Raw genomic sequence first — 21,806 nt, forward strand, 5'->3', positions numbered from 1 at the left:
TTTATCCAGACGAGGATACCAATCGCAATAAAAATGAGTACAATGAAGAACCTGATCCTTCTGTTGTACTCTTTTTTATTGATTTTATGATTTTTGAGATCAATATAATTACCAATATAAATCAGGCCCAGTACAACAATAAAAAATATAACAAGAAATTTAAACATTATGTTTTCTAATAAAGATATATCACGTTTCGCAAATTTAGAAACACCGTTCTATTATTACGACCTTAACCTGTTGCAAAATACGTTAAATGCATGTGCAAATGCTGCTAAGTTATACAATTTTCATGTGCACTATGCCTTAAAAGCGAACTTCAATCCAGCGGTACTGAAAAAAGTAAAGGCAATTGGCTTTGGTGCTGATTGCGTGAGTGGAGGGGAAGTGAACGGGGCTATTGAAACAGGCTTTAATCCTAAACAAGTGGTTTTTGCAGGTGTGGGTAAATCTGATAAAGAAATTAATTTGGCATTGGACCAGGATATATTTTGTTTTAATGTAGAATCTGTTCAGGAACTTGAAGTGATCAATGAACTGGCTGGTAAAAAGGGCAAAATAGCGAAAATTGCTATACGTATCAATCCGAATGTTGATGCCCATACCCATCACAACATTACTACTGGTCTGGACGAAAATAAGTTTGGTGTAAATTCCTGGGATCTTCCGAAATGTGTAGAAACCTTAAAGGTATCTGAAAACCTTGAGTTCTTAGGCATACATTTCCACATCGGGTCGCAGATTACTAATCTTGATGTATATAAAAACTTATGCGTAAGGGTTAATGAATTTGCGATATGGTTTGAAGAGCGCGGTTTTAATGTAAAAATATTAAACGTGGGTGGGGGCTTAGGTATTGACTATCATAATCCGGAGCAGCAGATTCCTGATTTCGATGCTTATTTTAAGATCTTCTCAGAATTTCTTGAGGTTAAGGCTGGCCAGGAAGTCCATTTTGAGCTGGGCAGGGCTTTAGTAGGGCAATGTGCCTCACTGATCAGCAGGGTTTTATATATAAAAAATGGTAAAAAGAAAAATTTTGTAGTGCTGGATGCAGGTATGACAGAGTTGATGCGCCCAGCCTTATATCAAGCTTACCACAAAATCGAGAACCTTAGTCGTGGGAATCAAACAACATTAAAATATGATATAGTGGGACCAATATGTGAAAGTACAGACTGTTTTGGTAAAGAAGTAGAACAGCCAGAAAGTTTCAGGGGAGATCTTTATGCCATCAGAAGTGCAGGAGCATACGGAGAAGTAATGGCATCAAAGTACAACCTGAGAGATGAGATCAGGTCTGTTTACAGTGAAGAAGCATAACTCGAATTAAGTAAATAATCCATAGGGTCAATATTCCTAAATTGTATTTATACAATTTAGGATATTAATTTATTCTTCAAAAAAATCAAGTAAACCACCTAGGTAATATTCAGTTATACCAGCTGTAAAATCATCATAATCTGCATCAGGAATATTCGTCTGTATAAATTCAAGGGAAGTGCCCTTTTTATCCTCATGCAGTTTAATCGTAACAATAGATGGTTCAGTATCCTCGCCAAAATACCATTGCTGTACAATTTTTTTTCCATAATCAAATTCCAGGTTCCTACCTACAATATCACCCTCCCAAAATGAGAATTCGGTGCCGGCTTCTTCCTTAAATTCAACTTCGGCACCCGTCCATAACTGTATGCTTTGGGCCTTGGTCAAAGCCCAGTAAACTTCTTCCGGAGAGGCGGGCAGGTCATAATATTTTTTAAACGTCTTCATAATTTTTAATATTTTCAGGGCTGTCTAATAGTTCTGCAGACGCGGGGTAATCAATTTCCTTCTTTTGTACAGCCATTTTTTCATCGTAATGTTTTGCCAGAGCGGCCTGCCATTCAACAGCCGGGTAAGTATACACAAAAGTTTCTTTAACCCTTTCCGATTTTGCAACATACCAGAGCCATGCGCCACTGTAAAGCAAAGATATCACTGTTGTTGGGATTTCAATTACATTGATCAAAGGCTGCCCGGTTAAGGAACGGACATAGATAGCAGCAACATTATCGCCAATCAGAAAAGCAATCAGGCAAAGCGAAAAGATGATGAACAGCGCCGGGAAGCTTTCCCTTTTCTTAAAAAACAGGAATATCAGTAATACACCAAAACCAATTAACAAGGCAAATGCTGCTATTTCCACTAAATAAACCAGTTTTATAATATATTGGCCCGGACTCTTCAGCGTGGCCAGTCCGGCCCATCCACTCATGCTAAACAAACCCGATCGTATGGCATCACTAATCAGCACCAGGGGTTGTAATACAATTCTGATGGCCAGTAATACAAGCCATCCACCGATTGGCCGGGCATATTCCAGGCGTTCAAGATCAAAATCTCCGCTTTTAAAGTATAAACGGTAACAGAAAAAAGCAGTAGCAGCCATTGCTGCTATAAACATCCAAAGCGTATAGGGATTGATGGTATTTTCTCCGGCCGTCCCGCGATTGATATAGTAAGTTAAATAGTCTTGTATTTTCCCTTTATCCTTCACATAATCCTTCACTTTTGAACCATCAATAAAGGCGCTCATGTTGCGAAAAGTGTAGTTAAATGTAATGGTTTTTCCCCGCTGAAACCTGTACAGTTCGAAATAATAATCATCATTCTCTACCTTAACAGATTCAGTACCAAAATTAAACAGATAAGGCATATTTACCGTAATCACCTGTTCAACATTAACCGGATTTTTAAGCGATAGGGGAGCCAATCTGTTTTTAGCAGTAATGTCTCTCATTTCTGAGCTGATCAAATCGCCAAAGAAGGACAAGTACTTTTCTGCAGTTTTCTTATCTTCTGCCCAAATGTTGCTGATTTCATAACGCTCTAAAACTTCAAGTGTATTGCTTTCTTCATTATCGGTGACCTTAATCGGCTCTTTTAGTTCAATGTCCGGGTAATATTTACCATAATACTCCAGGTAAGTCTTTTCTATTCCATCAGTGCCTGAGCCTGCAATTTCGCTGCGGATGTTATCTGCATAATTATCGGTATAAGTACTTTTAATAGTGAGGAAAGATTTACTGTCGGGAATGGTGTCTGCAACATCAAACCGGAGTTCAGAGACCAGCTTGCCTGTTGGGATGCTGATGACTGGCTCCAATGTGCTAACCCCTTTTTTAATGACCAGTGCATCTCCGTAATTGGGAAAATAAAAATTGTCAAATGTACCTCTCTGGTAGGCTATTGTGGGATCAACCCATGTTTTATTGTTGTTATGTTCAATAACTGCTACTACGTGATTAAATACGAATGGACTGGGCAGGTAGTCCTTAGTTTTTATAGTAGAGTAGGTGTCTACATAAGCCATATAGGCAGCAATATTTTTTGCTTTAAGCAAATATACCAGCAACAGGGATTTGTCTTTACAATCGCCATAACGTTGCTTAAGTACCTTTTCCGGAGAATTGGGCCGATGTGAATATATCCCCATTTCAATTCCCATATACCTGATCTCGTCCTGTACAAACCTGATTGCATTTTCGATGTACTTAACCTGGTTGCCGCCAGCTTTTTCATGCAGTTCCTTAACTTTTTTATTGAGCAACGGAGTTTCAATATCCTTATAATCGTTTACCGCAAGCCCCCAGTTTACCACTTCATTCCAGCTTTTGTATTCTGTAAGCTGGGTTCTTTTTAAAGGATTGTACCAACTGGGTTCAAAATCGGTAACCCGATGTGTTTTAGTTAGTTTATGCTCCCATTCATATACTTTTAATCCATCACGTTCGGTTATCCTCGGCTGATCGTTGAAATTAAAGTTTTTGAGGCTTAAGGATCTGTTTTTATTGATGATAATATTGGTATAGGTGTGCCCTATACTGCTCGATCCTTCAAAATAGAACAGTGAAGCAAACTTATCACCAAATATCGGATTGGTACCTTTAATGCTATATGAAAATTCAATCCGATCCCCTTTTCTTACATCATCCAGCAGTAAAAAAGCATCATAGGTTCCACTGTAAATAAATTTTGAAAGGTCTTTTTCATTTTGCAGTACCTTAAATTTATTACCCTGTAAACGGTCTGAAGACTTATCGCCACGCCACAGTGTGATGTTATGAAAAATCAGTTTTTGAAAACTAGGATCATAAGTAACAGAGATCTGAGAACCATTCTGTACTCCGGCATCTGAAACGATCTCCCTGATGACATGCACATATTCTTCCTGAAGTTCAGCATGGTTCTGGTTTTCGTAAACAGCTAGAAAATAACCATCAGAAATATCTTTTCCAGCCGGTTTGAAGCCCTGGTTGTTTCGTTTAACAATCCAGGACGGATCTTTTTTATTTATATAAAAATTCTTGTCCTGTCCGTATGCAGCGCTTATAATTGATATAAGAACTGCTGTGAAAAGCATTTTTCTGAATAACACCTGTAATGTAAGTGCTAAGAACGTTTGAGCTGGCATAATTAGATAAGTGTTGAGCGGCAATAATTTAGTTATTATTTAAATGCATTAATCCCGGTTACATCCATGCCTGTGATTAACAGATGGATATCATGTGTACCTTCGTAGGTAACTACAGACTCAAGGTTCATCATATGGCGCATGATAGCATATTCTCCGGTTATGCCCATGCCACCAAGCATTTGTCTTGCATTTCTCGCTATATCCAGCGCAACCTCTACGCTATTTCTTTTTGCCATTGATATTTGTTCTGGTGTTGCCCTGTTCTCACTCTTAAGAACCCCTAAACGCCATACCAGTAACTGGGCTTTTGTAATCTCTGTAATCATTTCAGCCAGTTTTTTTTGCTGTAACTGAAAGCCACCTATGGGTTTGCCAAATTGCTCACGTTGCTTGGCATAGCGCAATGCCGTATCATAACAGTCCATCGCCGCACCCAAAGCTCCCCATGCTATTCCATAACGTGCCTGGTTCAAACAACCCAAGGGACCTTTCAGGCCTGTAACATCAGGAAAAATATTTGCTTTAGGAACCTTCACATTGTCAAATACCAGTTCGCCGGTAGCTGAAGCCCTTAAACTCCATTTGTTATGCGTTTCAGGAGTAGTAAAACCTTCCATTCCACGTTCTACTACCATCCCTCTAATTTTACCCGACTCGTCCTTTGCCCAAACTACTGCTATATCCGCAAATGGTGCATTAGAAATCCACATTTTTGCGCCATTTAACAAATAATGATCTCCTTTGTCCTTAATATTGCTGACCATACCACTTGGGTTCGATCCGTGATCTGGCTCTGTTAAGCCAAAACAGCCCATTAGTTCACCTGTGGCCAGCTTAGGCAAATATTTTTTCCGCTGTTCTTCCGTTCCATAAGTATAAATGGGGTACATTACCAAGGATCCCTGTACAGAAGCTGTAGACCGGATTCCGGAATCACCACGTTCAATTTCCTGCATTAAAATTCCATAGGCTGTATAATCAAGCCCCGCGCCACCATATTCAACCGGAATGGTAGGGCCGAAGGCACCTATTTCACCGAGCCCTTTTATAAGATGTTTTGGAAATTCGGCCTTTTGTGCATAATCCTCGATAATTGGACTGACTTCTTTTTTCACCCATTCTCTGGTAACAGAACGGATCAGTTTATGCTCTTCAGATAATAATTCGTCCAGTAGGTAATAATCTGGTGCTTCGTAAAGATCTTTCCTGGCTGATTTATTCATTGTTTACACTATATTTGGATTAGCAATCGGCTGTATACCCAAAGGTAATAATTTAAGGGTACGGCCGGTTAAAACCGAACAAAAAATTATCTTTTCTAATGCCAGACCATTCCAATTTCATTCAGACAGTTGCTTTAAAAGATGTAAAATGTTTTGCTTTTCATGGCTACTACCCCGAAGAACAGTTAACAGGGATCTATTTTTTAACAGATATTGTGGTCGAATTCGTTCCTTATGGCGATACTGAAAATTTGCAGCACACGGTAAACTATGAAACCCTGAACAACATCATTCTGGAACAAATGGAACAAACCCAGAAAATGCTTGAAACAGTGATCAGAAACATTATAGACCGTACCATTGCAGTTTATCCTTTCATTTTAACAGCAACCGTAGGTATTCGAAAATTGCATCCGCCTATGCCCGGAGATATAGGGCATTCTTTTGTGCAGCTGAAATACACAGCACCTGTATAAATAGGGACTATACCTCTAACTGCTCAAAAGAGATCATTCTGTCTCTTTCATCCTGCGGAATAGGAAAGGAACTTCTGCTGGTATAGTCAAAAGCCACACAGGTTGTTTTACCTTTATTGCAAACCTCTTCTTTACCATGAACCAGTTTTACCAGTAAATATTCCAGGTCGAAACTGCTTTTTCCAATTCTGGACGTACGTACATACATACTGATCTTGTCATCCATAAATACGGGTAAAATATAATCAAGTGAGGCCTGGGCAATCACCACTCCAGTTTTTTTCCAATCCCATTGTATTGCATGGTTCCAGTATTTGGCCCGGGCAATTTCCATGTAAGTAAAATACACAGCATTGTTTACATGGCCCATCATATCAAAATCCGCAAAACGGGTCTCTATCACAGTTTTATACTTAAAACTGTCTAAAGTATTGATGATGTCTGTCTTTTTGTCTTGTTTTTTACTTCTGTTGCGCCAAAATGTCTTAAAAATCATAAAAAAAAGGGTTGGTATAAGAGTTGAACAAAGGGTTAGTATACAAATTAGTAAAAAATAAAAAACTTAAAATAGGAGAAAATAACAATGACACTAGTAAAATTTAACAACAGAACCAGAAACACTGCACCATACTTTAACAATGTTTTCGACTCATTGTTTAGTGAAGCGTTAAATAAAAACTTAACTATAAATAAAGTACCGGGTGTAAATATCTTAGAATCAGAAACCGATTATAAAATTGAATTGGCTGCACCTGGCCTCACTAAAGAGGATTTTCAGATCAACTTGAAAAAAGATACCCTTTCGGTTTGGGCCGAGAAAAAAACAACCGAAACTGAAGAGAAAAAAGATTACACCAGAAAAGAATTTGACTATTACTCTTTCGCCAGATCCTTTGTACTGCCTGAAAGTGTAGATGGTGAAAAAATTGCGGCTGAATATGTAAATGGCATCTTAAACATTACTATAGGTAAAAAAGATGACTCTGCATCAGCTACTAAAGAAATAAAGGTTTCATAATTGGTTAGTTTGTTTAAGGTGATAAGGGCACGTCGTAAGACTGCCCTTATTTTTTTAATTATTCCTTCAGTTCTTTAAGGTCATTTTTATTCAACCATCCCTTCGTAATCTGACCATCTTTATTGGTATGGGTAACATAAATAAAACCATTTTGCTCATCTATCACATTAAATTTGGCATTGTTCCATAGGCCCAATACACCATTTCTTGGCGAATCTCCACTCGCTGCCTCATAAAAATATACTGTTCCTTTTGGCAACTGGTATTTTTTTCCGCTGCTTACAATCACAGGGTCTTTATTTTCTTTGGCTTGGGCATCTGCCTGTGCACGTTTGGCGGCAGCTGCCATCTGGGCTTCATATTCTTTTTTTAAACTGTCTATTTCAGCTTTCTGGGCTACAGTATCAATCACTACCGGATGAACCTGGGCGGTATCATGCCGGATCACCGGTTCAACACTAGTGGTGTCTGCAGGAACATTACTTACAGAATCTGTTGTCACCTGTTTAATGCTGTTATTGTCTTTAAGAAATAGACCATAAACCGAAAGCATCCCCAATATGAGCATGGATAAGATCATGATTGCAAATACGGGCCTTGACAGGCTCACTTCACCTGGTACGGCCTCTACAAACGTAACTTCCTTTTGTTTTACCGGAAGCTGGCTGGATACAACTTCCACACCCTCTACCAATTCTTCACCACGGTGCATAATTACATCCAGTAAAGCAGTGCCATTGGCGTACCGTTTTTCGGGATTCTTTTCCAGACATCTTTTGATGACTTCCAGCAACCATTGCGGAACATACATTTCTTTTTTCTTCTTTTCCATGTCCCAGCTCTCAGGAAGATGATTTCTGCGCAGTGCAAGAATATCTGGGACCGGAATTTCAATATGTGCCAGCATCACCTGGTTACGCGAGCTTTCATTTTTATTGATCAGCGGAAAAGGTACTGTTCCGGCAAGCAACTCATATAGTATAATGCCATAACTATATACATCTGTCTGAAAAAACACTTCACCATCGTGTTGTTCTGGTGCCATAAATTCAACCGCGCCCGCATGGCGCAAGCTTGTACGGCGCTGCTCATCAGACATAATGGCCAGGCCAAAATCAAGCAGGACATAATTGCCCGTATCTGTATTAAACTTTACATTATTGCTTTTAATATCGCCGTGCTTAATGCCAACACGGTGACAGTGGGCAAGGGCATTGGCCAATTGCTCTGCAAGTTTAATGACCTCGGCAACAGTAAATATAGGGGCATTAGGCGGCATTAAAAGCTTTTCCAGGTCTGGCCCCTCAATGTATTCCATTTCTATAAAAGGGAAAGAACCACTTTCAGTAAGGCCCGACCCCAATATTTTTACTACATTAGGGTTGGGTATTTCATTTACTTTTTTCAGTTTTTCTACTTCATTTTTAAACTTAAGGAAATTCTTGTCATCTTCACTTTCCGTATGAATGGGGGTGGGCATAATTTTCACTGCCGTGATGATTGTTCCAATCCTTTTGCCTTTATATACAGACCCCTGTCCACCCGTGCTTAAGGCACCAAGATTTTCTAATCCTTCTGTTATTGTAAAAACTTTACTCATTATGCTATTATTGATTATAATCTATGTTAAGATAACTAAATTCCAAGACTGCAAGTTCACCCAATATGATCTGATCACCCTCCTGCAACACATGCCCAAGTTCGGTAACATTTAATTTTACAGGGTTATGCTCACCCACAGATCTGATTTTTACTTTGTTTCTTGGAGGAATTCCACCTTCATCAGCAAATAGCAGGAACGCAGCTGTATCAGCATCCCATACAATATGGGCGTGCTGTCTGCTGATAAATTTATTGGCCTCATTTTTACTGTCATCAGGAAAGGCAATCTGATTAATCCTGAAAAATCCATCACTTACCTGCACCTTATGTTCTCTTCCAATATTTATTTTGCCACTATCTGCGGTAATCTTATATTCCTTTTTTTCAGATTCTCCATTTAAAGTACGGATATAAGCAATTTGTGACCTGAGCGTTACCTGATGTTCCGGGGTTTTGATATGAAGTGCCGCACTTAGATTTGCCAGTTTTATGGTATCAGCAGGCAGCTCTTCTATAAACGTGATCTGCATACTCCAGGTTTCTGGAAAATCTATAGCAAAATCATCAGCTATCCGCTGGATCTCATTTCTAAAGCGATCTTCATCTTCTGTAAAAACAGCTGATTCATACCTGTGTTTTTCCTCCGGCTTACAGGCAATAAATAAGGTCAGGCCTTTAATATGCTTCCCTTCACCACCCTCCAGTTTTTGAAGCTCACGTTTTATAGCAGTCAGCAGTATTTCCCTGATAGCCTTAACATCTTGCGGTGGTTCCTGATTACTTTTGTTAAATAAATTAAACATACAGCTGTTATTTTTTTATTTTCTCTTTTTCTTTCCCGACATAACCCAGTTTCAGCAGTGCAGGCACTACATGCTGTCCGGCAAGCTTCACAGCTTTACTTGACCCACGGGTAGATTCTATTCTGATACAGACTACAATATGACCTTTCCCATTTGCTTTGGGTACAAAAAAAGTATACCAGCCATCGTTTATCTTCTCATCTTTCCATATCCTTTCCGGAGTTCCCGTTTTTCCAGCTACTTTTAAGCCCAGTGTATAGGTCTTATTTTCACTCTGCTTTAGCATATAACGGCTAATTGAATCTGCGTATTCTGGGTTGCCGGCAATGCGAATAAATGGTTTAACTGATGTTGCTGAATCACTGATCTTTAGTACGTAACGATTGGGAACCAACTGCCCTTTATTGGCCACGCCAGCAACCATGCGTGCCACTGCAGCAGGGGTAGCAATTAACTCTCCCTGTCCCCAGGCCATTCCTGATATACCTTTGGCCCGTGTACGACGGATTCTGGAAGGATCGTATTTTGGTTTGGTATTAAATTCTGTACGTTCCCATAATGCTCTCCATTTATCCTCCTGTTTCATATTGCTGGTATCCCTGCCATAATAATAACCACCAACACCTCTTAAAAACATACCGGTCTTCAAATACAGATCTGCCATTTCATTCTGCAGGTGTTCCTCATTGGCCAATTTAATAAAATAAACGTTATTCGATTTAACCAAAGCCCGTTCCAGGTTAATTCTACCGGTTTCATCAGGTTCAATGCCTTTGGTACGGATGCGCTCGGCTGCAGTTACTGTAAAAACCCTTTTGGCCGCATTTGGCCCTAACTTGTTAAATGCAGCCATAGCAGTAAGCACCTTAGCGGTTGACCCTGGTGGGGTAGCCGTTGTAAAACCCAGGTCGGCAGTGGTATACCAGCCAGCCAGTTTATTCTGTTCCGTGGTCGACATGTTCAGCAGTTCCCAGTTATTAATCTGAGGAAGGGGATACACCGCAGAAGCCAATACATCACCGGTAATATCCTCCATAATGACTACCGATACACGGCTGTTGTTAACTGCAGTATCTTGTGCAATGGTATTTTGGATGGTTGTCTGCAAAGATGCATCCAGGGTTAATTTTACGTTTCTGTTTCTCTTTTTAAACTCTTCTACTTCAGCACTGTTAATGCCTGTGAGCAAAAGTGGTGCTAAAGCAGAATAATCTCTTTTACTTACTGTCATTTCCTTAACACCTCTTGGCAGAAACCTGTTCTCCTGATATTTATTTGCATGTGTGTTAAATGACAGCACAGGAGTGTGGAAACCCCTTAACTCTGCTGCATGTTCATATTCTGCAAAATAACCATTGGTACTGCCATTAAAAATCCCGGTATTGTTGTCGCCAACCCAAAAAAACATTTGTGCTTCAAAAGGATAATAACGGTCTACCCGTTTATGTTCAGCAGAATCAAGGTTATAACTGATACCTGATTCTTTTAACAGCAGCAGTTGTCTTCTAATGTTTTCCGGTTTGCTCGTGGCCAGAATACGTCCGTTTCTATCGTATAAATCACCTGCTGCAAGTTTATTCATCAGAATAGGAATTCTTGGATTATAGCTGAACATACGTGAACCGCTACGGTCGGCCACCAACGCCGGTTGCACCACCCATTTTTTATTGTGGATAATATAGTTGGATACGGTCATGGTGAGCAATAATATGGCTACACTTGCAGCAAGTAAGGCAGGAACAAGGTTTTTATCCTGCTGTTTGGTCATATAGGCCATTTGAACATCCGAACCCCTGACCATTGAAACGGAGAGCAAAAAGCCCGCTGCAAGCATATTTGCTACCAGAGAGGAGCCGCCGTAACTTACAAAAGGCAAAGCAACACCCGATAAAGGTAAAGCTCCGGTAGAGCCGCCAGCAATCAATAAAAACTGTATAAAAAGACTTATCCCTACACCGGCCGACATATAAAACAGGAAAGGCATACCCGTTTGCCGGCCTATTATAATAGCGCGGTGTAAAAAGATCAGGAACAATACAAAAATGGCTACAATACCTGCCCAACCAAATTCTTCGCCTATAGCTGGCAATATCATATCAGTATGCGCTTCAGGAATGGTTTTGGCAAAACCTTGGCCAACACCCTGACCGCTGATGCCACCGCTGGCCATGGCCCAGATGCCATTGGCAACCTGATCACCACCATAAACCTCATTGTTCCAGGGATCCTGCCAGATAGATTTACGTTCTGTTAGTCTGTTTACCGGTCCTGGAATCAGTTTGGCGAGGAAAGGCACCTGATCGATCAGCAGGAAAGCCGCCATGACCATGATGATCATTATAGCAGATTCACTGGTTTTTTTATTGACCACCATAACTACCGATACCAGCACAGCTGTAACCAGTGTCGCTATCCAGATGTTCAGGAACCAGGCGCTGAATACGTAAATGATAATAGCCGTTAGCATCATCATAAAATCGCCCCGCGAAAAGGAGAACAGGATGATAAAGGTAAAGCATACTACCATTGCCGGGCCAAGGTCGCCCAGTACAAGGTACATCAGTATAGCCATTACCATAGCCACCAGCGCAAAAGAGAAGAAGAACCATCTTTTGTGCCAGCTACTGTATTCGGTAATAAACCGTTCATTAGAGGCAAAAAAGCCTGCTAAAAACAAAACAATGGCATATTTTACAATTTCGCTGGGCTGTATCCCAAATAGGTTTACCTTTACACCACTCCCTTCAGGCCCTGTGCCAAATACAATAGTGAAGGCCAGCAGACATAAAGCAACAAAAGCCCATTGCCAGCCGTTGGCCTTGCTAAAAGCATTGTTTACGACAAACATACGGTACCAGCGCGAATCCACATTGAATTTGCGCAGCTTTAAAGAAAGCAGAATACAGATACCTATAATACCCATACCAAAGAAAATAAGACTGTCTTTAGCCAAAAACCTATCGCGCAAAGGATCCTGTAAACTCAGTAAGGTCAGAAAAGAGATACCAGTCATTAGCATAACTATAGGCAATATCAGCTGATCTGCCTGCGGATATTTAAGGCTCATTAAAAAATGAACCAGGAAAAATCCTGCAAAAAAACTAAGCACAATGATCCAATACCATTGGTTATACACTTCAGGGGTACGTACAATTAGCGATTTTTCTTTTTTAAGGATCTTAAAGTCGCGCGTAGAAAACAGTTTAATACTGTGTGGCGATTGCCTGAAATTAAAACTTGCCGATTTATCCAGCTCCTGCAGTCCTTGCGAGCGGCCAAACTGGAAACCTGGTTTTAAAGGCAATACCCCATAAGCTTTATGATCCGGGAGATGAAGAAAACTATAATTTCCATTGGCATCTGTCCGCAGATAAGCAATAAAATCATTGACCACCTCATCTTCTGTATAAGCAGTATCTTGTGGTAAAATCATTTGCAGCCTAACCAATACCCCGGCTACTGCTTTACCTGCTGTATCTGTAATTTTTCCACTTATGTCATAATTGCCTTTGCCAAAATCCTTTTGAGCAGGCAATTGTTGAGGCTTTCGCTGTTCCTGCTTGTAAACTAAAGAATCAGCACCAGTAAAGCCAAGCAATAAACGTGAAGTAATAATCCTTTGTTTAAAATTCTTACCGCCTTTATTAAAAGCCTCATCTGCTGCAACGAAAAACTTGCGTTTATTTAGTTCTCCGATGTTATCAACCGGTTCTTTATGCAGTAAAAAGCTTTTGCTTACAATATCTTCAACCAGGTTAATATCTTTTTTATCTTCAAAATAATAACCTTTTATAAGCAGGGCTCTAATCTTTGCGCCTGGTGCTTTATCGTTCAGGTTTACCATGGTCCCATCACTAAGCCGCTTATGTACATCAGCAAAACTGTGCTGTTGCGTATAAAATAATGTCAAAAACAAAGTACCCAATACCAGTGTAACGAGCAGTAAAAAAATACGCTCAGCCTTTCTGCCAGGATTTGTTTTTGTTTGCATGCTCATATTAAGGGTTTGACCTGTTGGTTAAAGAATCTGTTTTTATAAACTTCACATCTTTAAGCAGTACACCTTTTTTCTGCAATGCAGTGATGTTTTTGAAATTTTCAAACGTAAAATTCTCAAGAAGTGTGCTTTTGTTGGCTGCTGCAATAAAAAATGGCTGGCCATTGTATCCACTATCGCTTTTAAGTACAATAGTGCCTTCTGCTTTTAAATAAAGACTATCCCTGGTAATGGAAATGGGTTTAGAGATCACTATTGGCGATTTAAAAACAGAATCGTTCAGTATCAGTATATTTCCCTTCAGCTTATTTAAAGTATCCTGCAATTTAAACTCAGCAGTCTGCTCAACCTGTTGCGCATTATCAACAGGTATAAACTGATCAGTATTGTCAGTATTTTTTCTCAAAATAAAATAAGCTATTGCAACCAACACAATTAAACCAAAAACCATTAGCCATACATTCATTCCCTTAGCTGGGTTTAATTTTGCCGGGAGCTGATCTGTGGTGGCCAGATGTTGTTCATTTTCTACCCTATCTAATGTGGCTTCTTGCACTGCATGCAGGTTTTTCTTTTTCTTAAGCGGGGTAATGGGTCTGGTGGCTTCGTGGGCATAAGATTCCTTATTGTTTTTTACCAGAACAACTGTAATGTTATCTTTTCCACCATTGAGGTTTGCTGTGTTTACGAGTTCATTTCCTTTTTGTTCCAGCGTACCTTCCTTAACCAGGATATTGGTGATACCCTGCTTATTTACCATGTCCGACAAGCCATCACTGCATAGCAGGATCGTATCTCCAGGTAAAAAGGGGGAGTGTCCTGTCTCAATGTAATCTTCCTGCACACCTATGTTGCCGGTAAAGCCCAGGGCCTTATTGATCTCATTTCTTTTAGGATGGCTCATGGCCTGTTCCTCTGTCAGGCGGCCAGAATCTTCCATGAACCCAACAAAGGACTGGTCTTTAGATATTTTAATTAAGGAGTGGTCTCTTAAAAGATATAACCTGGTGTCGCCTACATGTGCGTAATAAAGCTGGTTCTTATTTAAATCTACCAGAGCCAAGGTAAGTACACAGGCCATATCCTCGTATTCTTTGTTTTGCAGTTTTGCTGCAATGATCTGGTCATTTGCCTCAGCAATGGTGGCCTGCATTAAAAGAGAAAGGTCTCCTCCGGGGCTGTCCAGTAATTTTAATATGGCTTTTCTGGCAATGGCCGCTGCAACTTCGCCACCTTTATAGCCACCAACACCATCAATTACGCAGGCGATCACAAAATCAGTATCGGTTATTTTTTCAGCAATAAAGGTGTCTTCATTGTTGCTACGTAATTTCCCGGTATCTGTTATTCCAAAATAATTGCTACCCATTATTGCCGGTTGAGTTTTTAATCGATATAAAATGTGTAATCAATAAGATCACACACAATAGCAATAACGCTACAGAGCAGATTTGCGACATAAAATCAGGCTTTAAATATATTAACACCAATTATTCCGTTCAGTATAATTCTCGAATTCAATGGCAGTTCTGTCCACTGGGGATCATCCTGCCGGCTCCGCTCCACCAGATTTTCATTCAGTATAGTTTTCTCCCCAAATGATGACAGGTAAAATTTTTCTTCTGTTTTGCTGAATCGAATCTTTAAATGCGGTGCATTTACCCATTCTGATGGGATTTTAAAAATATTCTTATCGTCCTTTGCCTCTTCATTACCCGACACGGTAATTTCATTAAACTTCATCAGGTACTCTAGCTTTTGTCCCGAATATGCCTTATCGGGAAGAGTAGTTTCAAATCTTGCTAAAATGGTATTTCCTTCTGTTGCTTCATATTTAGTATCAAACTTTAAATTGGCCAGATAGGGAATTTCGTAATATCCTTCACTGTAAAAAATAAAATCTTTCAGAATTTCATTGCTGATGTCAAATGTCTGGGCCAGGCCAGTTTGCCGGGGGATAAAGGTAACCCGTAAATTTTCCTGTTTCTGACCGCCATCGGGCATAAGTTTACCAATAAAGCCCTTGTCGCCCTGTTTATAATCGGGATGTGAAACAAAGCGAAAAACCCATTTGTTGCTTGATGGTTCAACTCTTTTACCTACAGCAGCATATTCGTTCAATATTTCATAAAACATTTTTACAGATTCCTGGGCTATCAGGCCTAATAAACCATTTTTATTGTCCATGAAGGCCCTGTAATCATCTGTACTTAGACATATGATATATTCATGATAAAAAACAATACGCTCAGCAAAAGAGAGTTCAGCTATGGACGCTTTGAATTTATCGATGATATATTTGTAAACAGTATCTGGGGTAAGCGCTTGTACTTTGGCAACCGGTTTGGTAGTATTGTTGCTCAGAAACCAATCCTGTATACCTATTCGCTGCCAAAAAGAGGGTTTGTCTGTCATCTATGAACTTTTAATCGTCTTGTACAAAATTCTATAACGGTAAAGCTAGTAATTCCTTATGAACATACTCAAAAATAACAAAATCGTTCATCTGATTCCTAAATTACACATCTGAATTTACATTACAACCAAATCAGAGCAGTATAAGTGCTATCATCTAATACTTTTATAAAACCACTTTTAAATGTCTGTTATCTGTTTTTGATGTAAGTAGACGTACAAGAGACGGATAGTAGACGTACAAAATAATAGCATATCAAGGGTCCAGAAAAAAAATGCCCTGAAAAATCTTCATATCTCCAGGGCAATTACAGTTACAACAATTTAAATACTAGGTATAACCTAGTATCTTTAATACCTGTTTGCTATTTTGTTCTTCACCAAATACTTCAAAGTTGAAGGTCTCATCGCGATTGCGCCGGATGATGACATGTTTCGGACTAGGCAGCAAGCAGTGGTGTATACCGCCATAGCCACTCAATACTTCCTGGTAAGCCCCAGTATTAAAAAAACCTAAATATTGAACTTTACGGGTTTTGGGCATAAACACACTGTTCATGTGTGCTTCCTGGTTGTAATAATCCTGTCCGTCGCAGGTAATACCGCCAAGGTTTACTCTTTCGTATTCTGCATCCCAGTTGTTGATGGGCAGCAAAATATATTTTTGGTTCAATGCCCATACATCAGGTAAATTGGTAATGAACGAGCCGTCCAGCATCAGCCATTTCTCCCTGTCATTCTGCTGTTTACGGCCAAGCACCTTATATAAAATACCCGATGCCTCGGCAACAGTATACTTTCCAAATTCAGTAATGATATCGGGTTCTACCACATCGTGCTCCGCGCAGATTTCCTTAATCCGCTTTACGATCTCATTTACCATGTATTCATAGTCGAAATCAAATACCAGAGAATCTTTAAAAGGCATACCGCCACCAATATCTAAAGTATCCAGTTCAGGATTAATCTTTTTGAACTTACAGTAAAGGGTAACATATTTTTCCAGTTCATTCCAGTAATACGGAGAATCGGTAATACCAGAGTTGATAAAGAAATGCAGCAGTTTAACCCTGAAATTAGGGTTTGCAGAGATTTTGTTATTGTAAAAATCAATCACATCTTCCATACGTACGCCCAAACGGGAGGTATAGAACTGAGAATCGGGCTGTTCCTCTGCCGCAATACGGATACCCAGGTTACAAGGGGTATCCATTTCTACCTCATCATCAAAAAGGTTGAATTCCTCTTTATTATCAAGTACAGGGATGATGTTTTTATAGCCATCGTGCAGCATATCAATAATGTACTGCTTGTACTGATAGGTTTTAAAACCATTGCAGATCACGGTAATGTCCTTTGTGAGCGCACCTTTTTTCTCCAGGGCCTCAATCATGGGCATGTCAAATGCAGAAGAGGTTTCCAGGTGGATACCATTTTTAAGGGCTTCTTCTACAATGTGCCGGAAATGCGAACTTTTAGTACAATAGCAGTATTTATAATCGCCGCGGTAGTTGTTTTTGATGATCGCCGTTTGGAACAACAATTTGGCCTGCTGAATTTTCTTACTGATCATGGGAAGGTAAGTGAAACGTAATGGGGTACCATAGGTTTCAATCATCTCCATCAGATTGAGGTCTTGAAAATATAATTCGTCGTCTATTACGCTGTAACCTTCCTGAGGAAAACCAACACTTAGATCAAGAAATTCGGAGTAACTCTGCATTTTTTTATTTTTGAACTATTATTTATTTATGAGGTGTGGCAAATTAAAATATTTAATTTTGGGCTCAAAGATAAACACTTTATAAAATACACCCGTATTTTTTTTATGACTAAGACTTTAAAAATTATAGAAGTAAAATCTGAGATTGGTGCTGGCACTCGCGGGGCCAGTTTAGGAGTGGATGCAATTAAGATTGCAGCACTCGATTTTGGCAGCAGATTTTTTAAAAAACATAAGTCTGTAGAAATCCCTAATGAAAACCATTTATTGCTGGAAAGTACGGGCAGCCCATTTGCAAAACGGATTTCGGGTATTTTGACGATGGTAGAGCGGGTGAGTGATGAAGTAAGTGCTACCTTAAATAAAGATGAATTTCCGATTGTTCTGGCAGGCGACCACAGCACAGCTGCCGGTACTATTGCCGGAATTAAAGCGGTACATCCGAAGGCAAAATTAGGTGTGGTATGGATAGATGCGCATGCAGATTTACATTCTCCTTACACTACACCTTCAGGAAATATGCATGGAATGCCCTTGGCTATGGCACTCGATGAAGATAATTTAGATGCCAAAGTGAACAAGCTTGACCAGGAAACCATCAATTACTGGTACCAGCTTAAAAATGTGGGTAAGATAGCGCCTAAAATCAGTTACCGCGACCTGGTATTGATCTCTGCAAGAGATATGGAGCGGCCGGAAGAACAATTGCTTAAAAAGAACAAGGTAAAAATATTTACTACTGCCGAACTGCGGAAAAGAGGAGTGGAACGGACGGTAATAGAAACGCTTAAGTACCTGGACCATTGCGACCTGATCTATGTTTCTTTTGATGTGGATTCACTTGACCCAACTGCCTCAAGAGGAACTGGAACACCGGTTGCGCAGGGATTAACGGAAAGGGAAGCGGGTAATTTAATGTCTCGCCTGATTACTAACCAAAAGGTTTGCTGCTTTGAAATTGTAGAAGTAAACCCAACATTAGACCGGGAGAACCAAATGGCAGAGCATGCCTTTGAAATTTTAATTAAAGCTACCAATGCTTTCAGAAACGAATAGTAGATTTGAGAATTATTTAGTATATGAACATCGAACAACATATCATTGCCTCAACCATCGCGGCAGTAAAAGAACTATATCATCAGGACTTACCGGAAAACCAGGTAAGTTTACAGGATACCAGGACAGAATTTGAAGGACAAATTACCATCGTAGTATTTCCTATAGTACGCTTTTCCAAGAAATCACCGGAGGCAACAGCTGCTGATCTGGGTGAATATTTAGTACAGCATATTCCAGAAATCAGGACGTTTAATGTGATCAAAGGCTTTTTAAACCTTAGCATTGCTGATGCTTACTGGCTAAACCTGTTTAATACCTCCTTATTAGACCCGTCTTTTGCTGCCATTAAACCTAATGGGAAAAAGGTAATGGTAGAATATTCTTCACCCAATACCAATAAACCCTTACACCTGGGACATGTAAGGAACAATTTATTGGGTTATTCTGTAGCTGAACTACTTAAAGCGGATGGCTATGAAGTAATTAAGGTAAACTTGGTGAACGACAGAGGAATTCACATCTGCAAATCTATGCTGGCCTGGCAAAAATGGGGTAATGGCGAGACCCCTGAAAGTGCTTTGCTTAAAGGAGACCATCTGGTAGGTAAGTATTATGTGATTTTTGATAAGGAATATAAAAAGGAAATAGATACTTTAAAACTGGAAGGCAAAACGGAAGAAGAAGCTAAGAAAAATGCTCCTTTGATTAAAGAAGCCCAGAAAATGCTTCTGGACTGGGAAGCTGGTGTACCAGAAGTAATCGACCTGTGGAAGAAAATGAACGGCTGGGTATATGCTGGCTTTGATGTATCTTATAAAAACCTGGGGGTCGATTTTGACAAATATTATTACGAGAGCAATACTTATTTACTAGGTAAGGATACGGTTGATGAGGGGCTGGAAAAAGGAATTTTCTTTAAAAAACCAGATGGTTCGGTATGGATAGATCTTACAGAAGATGGACTGGACCAGAAACTGGTATTGCGTGCTGATGGTACCTCGGTATATATCACCCAGGATTTAGGCACTGCTCAGATGAAGTATGATGACTTTAAGATGGATGAATCTATTTATGTAGTTGGCAATGAGCAGGACTATCATTTTAAGGTTTTGTTTTTGATTCTGGAAAAGTTAGGTAAGAGCTGGGCCAAGGGACTACACCACTTGTCATACGGTATGGTTGATTTACCTAGCGGAAAGATGAAATCCAGAGAGGGGACCGTTGTAGACGCTGACGATCTGGTAGCTGAAATGATTGAGACTGCGAGGGCAAAAACTGAAATACTGGGTAAAGTGAATGATTTTGAGGAAAAGGAAAAGAAAGAGTTATTTTACAACATTGGCTTAGGGGCGCTCAAGTATTTCCTGTTAAAGGTTGAGCCCAAAAAACGTCTGTTGTTCGATCCTTCGGAATCTATCGACTTCCAGGGAAATACTGGGCCTTTTATACAATATACACACGCCAGGATTAAATCTTTGCTTAGTAAAGCAGACTATGATTTTTCTGCAAAAGGTGTTTCTGATGCCTCCATTACAGGAACTGAACTGGAAATGATCATGTTGCTGGCAAAATATCCGGCCGAGATTGCTTCGGCTGCAAAAGCCTATAGCCCGGCTACTTTGGCTAATTATTTATATGAAGTGGCCAAACTATTTAACAAATTTTATCACGAAACACCGCCTATTATTAAAGAAGAAAATGAAACTGTTAAACTGTATCGTTTAAATTTAAGTTTTGTAACGGCTGATGTTTTGAAACGCGGGATGCGTATTTTAGGGATAACAGTTCCTGAACGCATGTAGTCTCCTGTTTGTATAGTATGCTGTTTAAAAACAAAAGAGAAGGGTTAATCCTTCTCTTTTGTTTTTTCTACGCCTGCCTTAACAGGTATAATTTTCTTTTTCCGGAAAGCAGGAAAGGTCATGGGGCTTTTTGAAGGTCTTTCATCACCAAATAGCACCCCCCATTGTTTAAAGGTTTCGGTCCGGTCGAAAATCACTTTTAAAACGGCTATAATGGGCATGGAGAGAAACATACCGGAGACACCTGCGATACTGCCACCAACAATTACACCCAGGATGGCAAACAAGGCATTGATCTTTACTTTGGAACCAACTATTCTGGGCATTAATATGTTATTGTCTAAAAACTGAACAACGGCTATCACGCCAAGTACGGTAATTACAGGCCATAGTTCAGTTGATGAGGTGAGGGTAAGTAATACACCTATAATGTTTCCAATTAATGCACCCACATATGGAATAAGGTTTAAAATAGCGAAAATAACACCAATTAATAAGGCATGTTTAATCCCTACCAGCAACAGGATTCCACCCAGAAGGATGGTCATGTAGGTCACCTGGATCAATAATCCTACCAGGTAATTTTTGATGATGGCTTCAGTCTCATAGATCGCTTCTTTTACTTTTGGGTGGTGATCGGATTTAAACCACATGAAGATGAAGCGAAGTAATATATCCTTATAAAAAAGCATCAGGTAGATGTAAATCGGAAGTAGTCCGACAAATACAAAAATGGAACTTAGCGTTACAGCAGCCCCGCTTGCTGCTTTTCCAGCCATTCCTAATAAATCATCACTTTTTTCAGTAATGAACTTCATCTGTTCCCTTGTTGAAACATGGCTTATAGTGCTAAACCATTCGCTGAGTGATTTTAAGTGTGAGTTTACATTATTTTTTATCTGTGGGAAATCGGCAACTAAAACACCAATCTGAGCGGAAAAGAACCATACAATTACTCCTACAAAAATTGCAACCAGCAGGATAGGAAGTATAATGGCGACTATTTCTGGAAACTTGTGTTTTTTTAAGAAGCGAAATATTGGAAGCAGCACGATGCTGATAAAAAAAGCCATGATAACTGGCATAATGATATCATTTCCAATGACAAGAATGGCACCAATAAGGGCAATTCCAAGTAGTTCAATAGATCTTCTGACGGTTAGCGGCATGTCTTTCATTCGTAATTTGTTTGTTTTTCAAGTGGTAAACAGTAAAAGGTACCGAATGTT

At 39.7% G+C, this 21,806-nt stretch carries 16 protein-coding genes; 5 read left to right on the forward strand and 11 right to left on the reverse strand.

All coding sequences use genetic code 11. The features are described 5' to 3' along the window. Positions 1 to 168: 168 nt before the first annotated feature. The gene (lysA, locus tag HDC92_RS06260; RefSeq protein ID WP_183873078.1) at positions 169 to 1,323 is read left to right on the forward strand and encodes a diaminopimelate decarboxylase; all 1,155 of its coding nucleotides are present in this window, start codon (positions 169 to 171) and stop codon (positions 1,321 to 1,323) included. Positions 1,324 to 1,392: 69 nt separating this feature from the next. Here the strand turns inward: lysA and HDC92_RS06265 are convergent, their stop codons facing one another. From HDC92_RS06265 to HDC92_RS06275, 3 genes are read right to left on the reverse strand one after another with little or no spacing between them, the layout of a single operon-like run. Further along, a complete protein-coding gene (locus HDC92_RS06265) occupies positions 1,393 to 1,773 on the reverse strand; it encodes an SRPBCC domain-containing protein (RefSeq protein ID WP_183873080.1) in 381 nt (126 codons plus the stop codon). Continuing rightward, complete coding sequence (locus tag HDC92_RS06270) at positions 1,760 to 4,456, reverse strand: DUF3857 domain-containing protein (protein WP_183873082.1); 2,697 nt, start codon at positions 4,454 to 4,456, stop codon at positions 1,760 to 1,762. Before HDC92_RS06270 ends, HDC92_RS06265 begins: the two co-directional genes overlap by 14 nt. 35 nt (positions 4,457 to 4,491) lie before the next feature. Beyond that, the gene (locus HDC92_RS06275) at positions 4,492 to 5,682 is read right to left on the reverse strand and encodes an acyl-CoA dehydrogenase family protein (protein WP_015808145.1); all 1,191 of its coding nucleotides are present in this window, start codon (positions 5,680 to 5,682) and stop codon (positions 4,492 to 4,494) included. Positions 5,683 to 5,780: 98 nt separating this feature from the next. Between HDC92_RS06275 and HDC92_RS06280 the strand changes: the two genes are divergently transcribed. After that, the gene (locus HDC92_RS06280; RefSeq protein WP_015808144.1) at positions 5,781 to 6,158 is read left to right on the forward strand and encodes a dihydroneopterin aldolase; all 378 of its coding nucleotides are present in this window, start codon (positions 5,781 to 5,783) and stop codon (positions 6,156 to 6,158) included. A 7-nt stretch (positions 6,159 to 6,165) separates the two neighbouring features. Here HDC92_RS06280 and HDC92_RS06285 read toward each other — a convergent pair whose 3' ends face one another. Beyond that, the gene (locus HDC92_RS06285) at positions 6,166 to 6,654 is read right to left on the reverse strand and encodes an acyl-CoA thioesterase (protein ID WP_015808143.1); all 489 of its coding nucleotides are present in this window, start codon (positions 6,652 to 6,654) and stop codon (positions 6,166 to 6,168) included. An 87-nt stretch (positions 6,655 to 6,741) separates the two neighbouring features. On the opposite strand from HDC92_RS06285, the gene HDC92_RS06290 reads away from it, so the two are divergent. Continuing rightward, positions 6,742 to 7,176: an Hsp20/alpha crystallin family protein gene (locus HDC92_RS06290; protein WP_015808142.1), complete on the forward strand. Its 435-nt coding sequence runs from the start codon at positions 6,742 to 6,744 to the stop codon at positions 7,174 to 7,176. A gap of 58 nt (positions 7,177 to 7,234) precedes the next feature. Here the strand turns inward: HDC92_RS06290 and HDC92_RS06295 are convergent, their stop codons facing one another. From HDC92_RS06295 to HDC92_RS06320, 6 genes are all read right to left on the reverse strand, one after another. Next, the gene (locus HDC92_RS06295; RefSeq protein ID WP_183873084.1) at positions 7,235 to 8,776 is read right to left on the reverse strand and encodes a serine/threonine protein kinase; all 1,542 of its coding nucleotides are present in this window, start codon (positions 8,774 to 8,776) and stop codon (positions 7,235 to 7,237) included. A 7-nt stretch (positions 8,777 to 8,783) separates the two neighbouring features. After that, on the reverse strand, positions 8,784 to 9,581 hold the full coding sequence (locus HDC92_RS06300; RefSeq protein WP_183873086.1) for an FHA domain-containing protein: 798 nt from the start codon (positions 9,579 to 9,581) through the stop codon (positions 8,784 to 8,786). A 7-nt stretch (positions 9,582 to 9,588) separates the two neighbouring features. After that, on the reverse strand, positions 9,589 to 13,572 hold the full coding sequence (locus HDC92_RS06305) for an FtsW/RodA/SpoVE family cell cycle protein (RefSeq protein ID WP_143715864.1): 3,984 nt from the start codon (positions 13,570 to 13,572) through the stop codon (positions 9,589 to 9,591). 7 nt (positions 13,573 to 13,579) lie between these two features. Further along, entirely contained in the window at positions 13,580 to 14,947 is a 1,368-nt protein-coding gene (locus HDC92_RS06310) for a PP2C family protein-serine/threonine phosphatase (protein ID WP_183873088.1), read from the reverse strand. 95 nt (positions 14,948 to 15,042) lie between these two features. Further along, the gene (locus HDC92_RS06315; RefSeq protein WP_183873090.1) at positions 15,043 to 15,993 is read right to left on the reverse strand and encodes a hypothetical protein; all 951 of its coding nucleotides are present in this window, start codon (positions 15,991 to 15,993) and stop codon (positions 15,043 to 15,045) included. A gap of 331 nt (positions 15,994 to 16,324) precedes the next feature. Then, complete coding sequence (locus HDC92_RS06320; protein WP_008246064.1) at positions 16,325 to 17,716, reverse strand: arginine decarboxylase; 1,392 nt, start codon at positions 17,714 to 17,716, stop codon at positions 16,325 to 16,327. A 105-nt stretch (positions 17,717 to 17,821) separates the two neighbouring features. Here HDC92_RS06320 and rocF point away from each other — a divergent pair, with 105 nt between their 5' ends. Continuing rightward, complete coding sequence (gene rocF / locus HDC92_RS06325) at positions 17,822 to 18,772, forward strand: arginase (protein WP_183873092.1); 951 nt, start codon at positions 17,822 to 17,824, stop codon at positions 18,770 to 18,772. 23 nt (positions 18,773 to 18,795) lie between these two features. Beyond that, the gene (argS, locus tag HDC92_RS06330) at positions 18,796 to 20,577 is read left to right on the forward strand and encodes an arginine--tRNA ligase (protein ID WP_183873095.1); all 1,782 of its coding nucleotides are present in this window, start codon (positions 18,796 to 18,798) and stop codon (positions 20,575 to 20,577) included. 44 nt (positions 20,578 to 20,621) lie between these two features. On the opposite strand, the gene HDC92_RS06335 is transcribed toward argS, so the two are convergent. Further along, positions 20,622 to 21,755: an AI-2E family transporter gene (locus HDC92_RS06335; protein ID WP_015808134.1), complete on the reverse strand. Its 1,134-nt coding sequence runs from the start codon at positions 21,753 to 21,755 to the stop codon at positions 20,622 to 20,624. Between the last annotated feature and the right edge of the window lie 51 nt (positions 21,756 to 21,806).

Source organism: Pedobacter sp. AK017 (assembly GCF_014200825.1).
Taxonomy (GTDB): domain Bacteria; phylum Bacteroidota; class Bacteroidia; order Sphingobacteriales; family Sphingobacteriaceae; genus Pedobacter; species Pedobacter heparinus.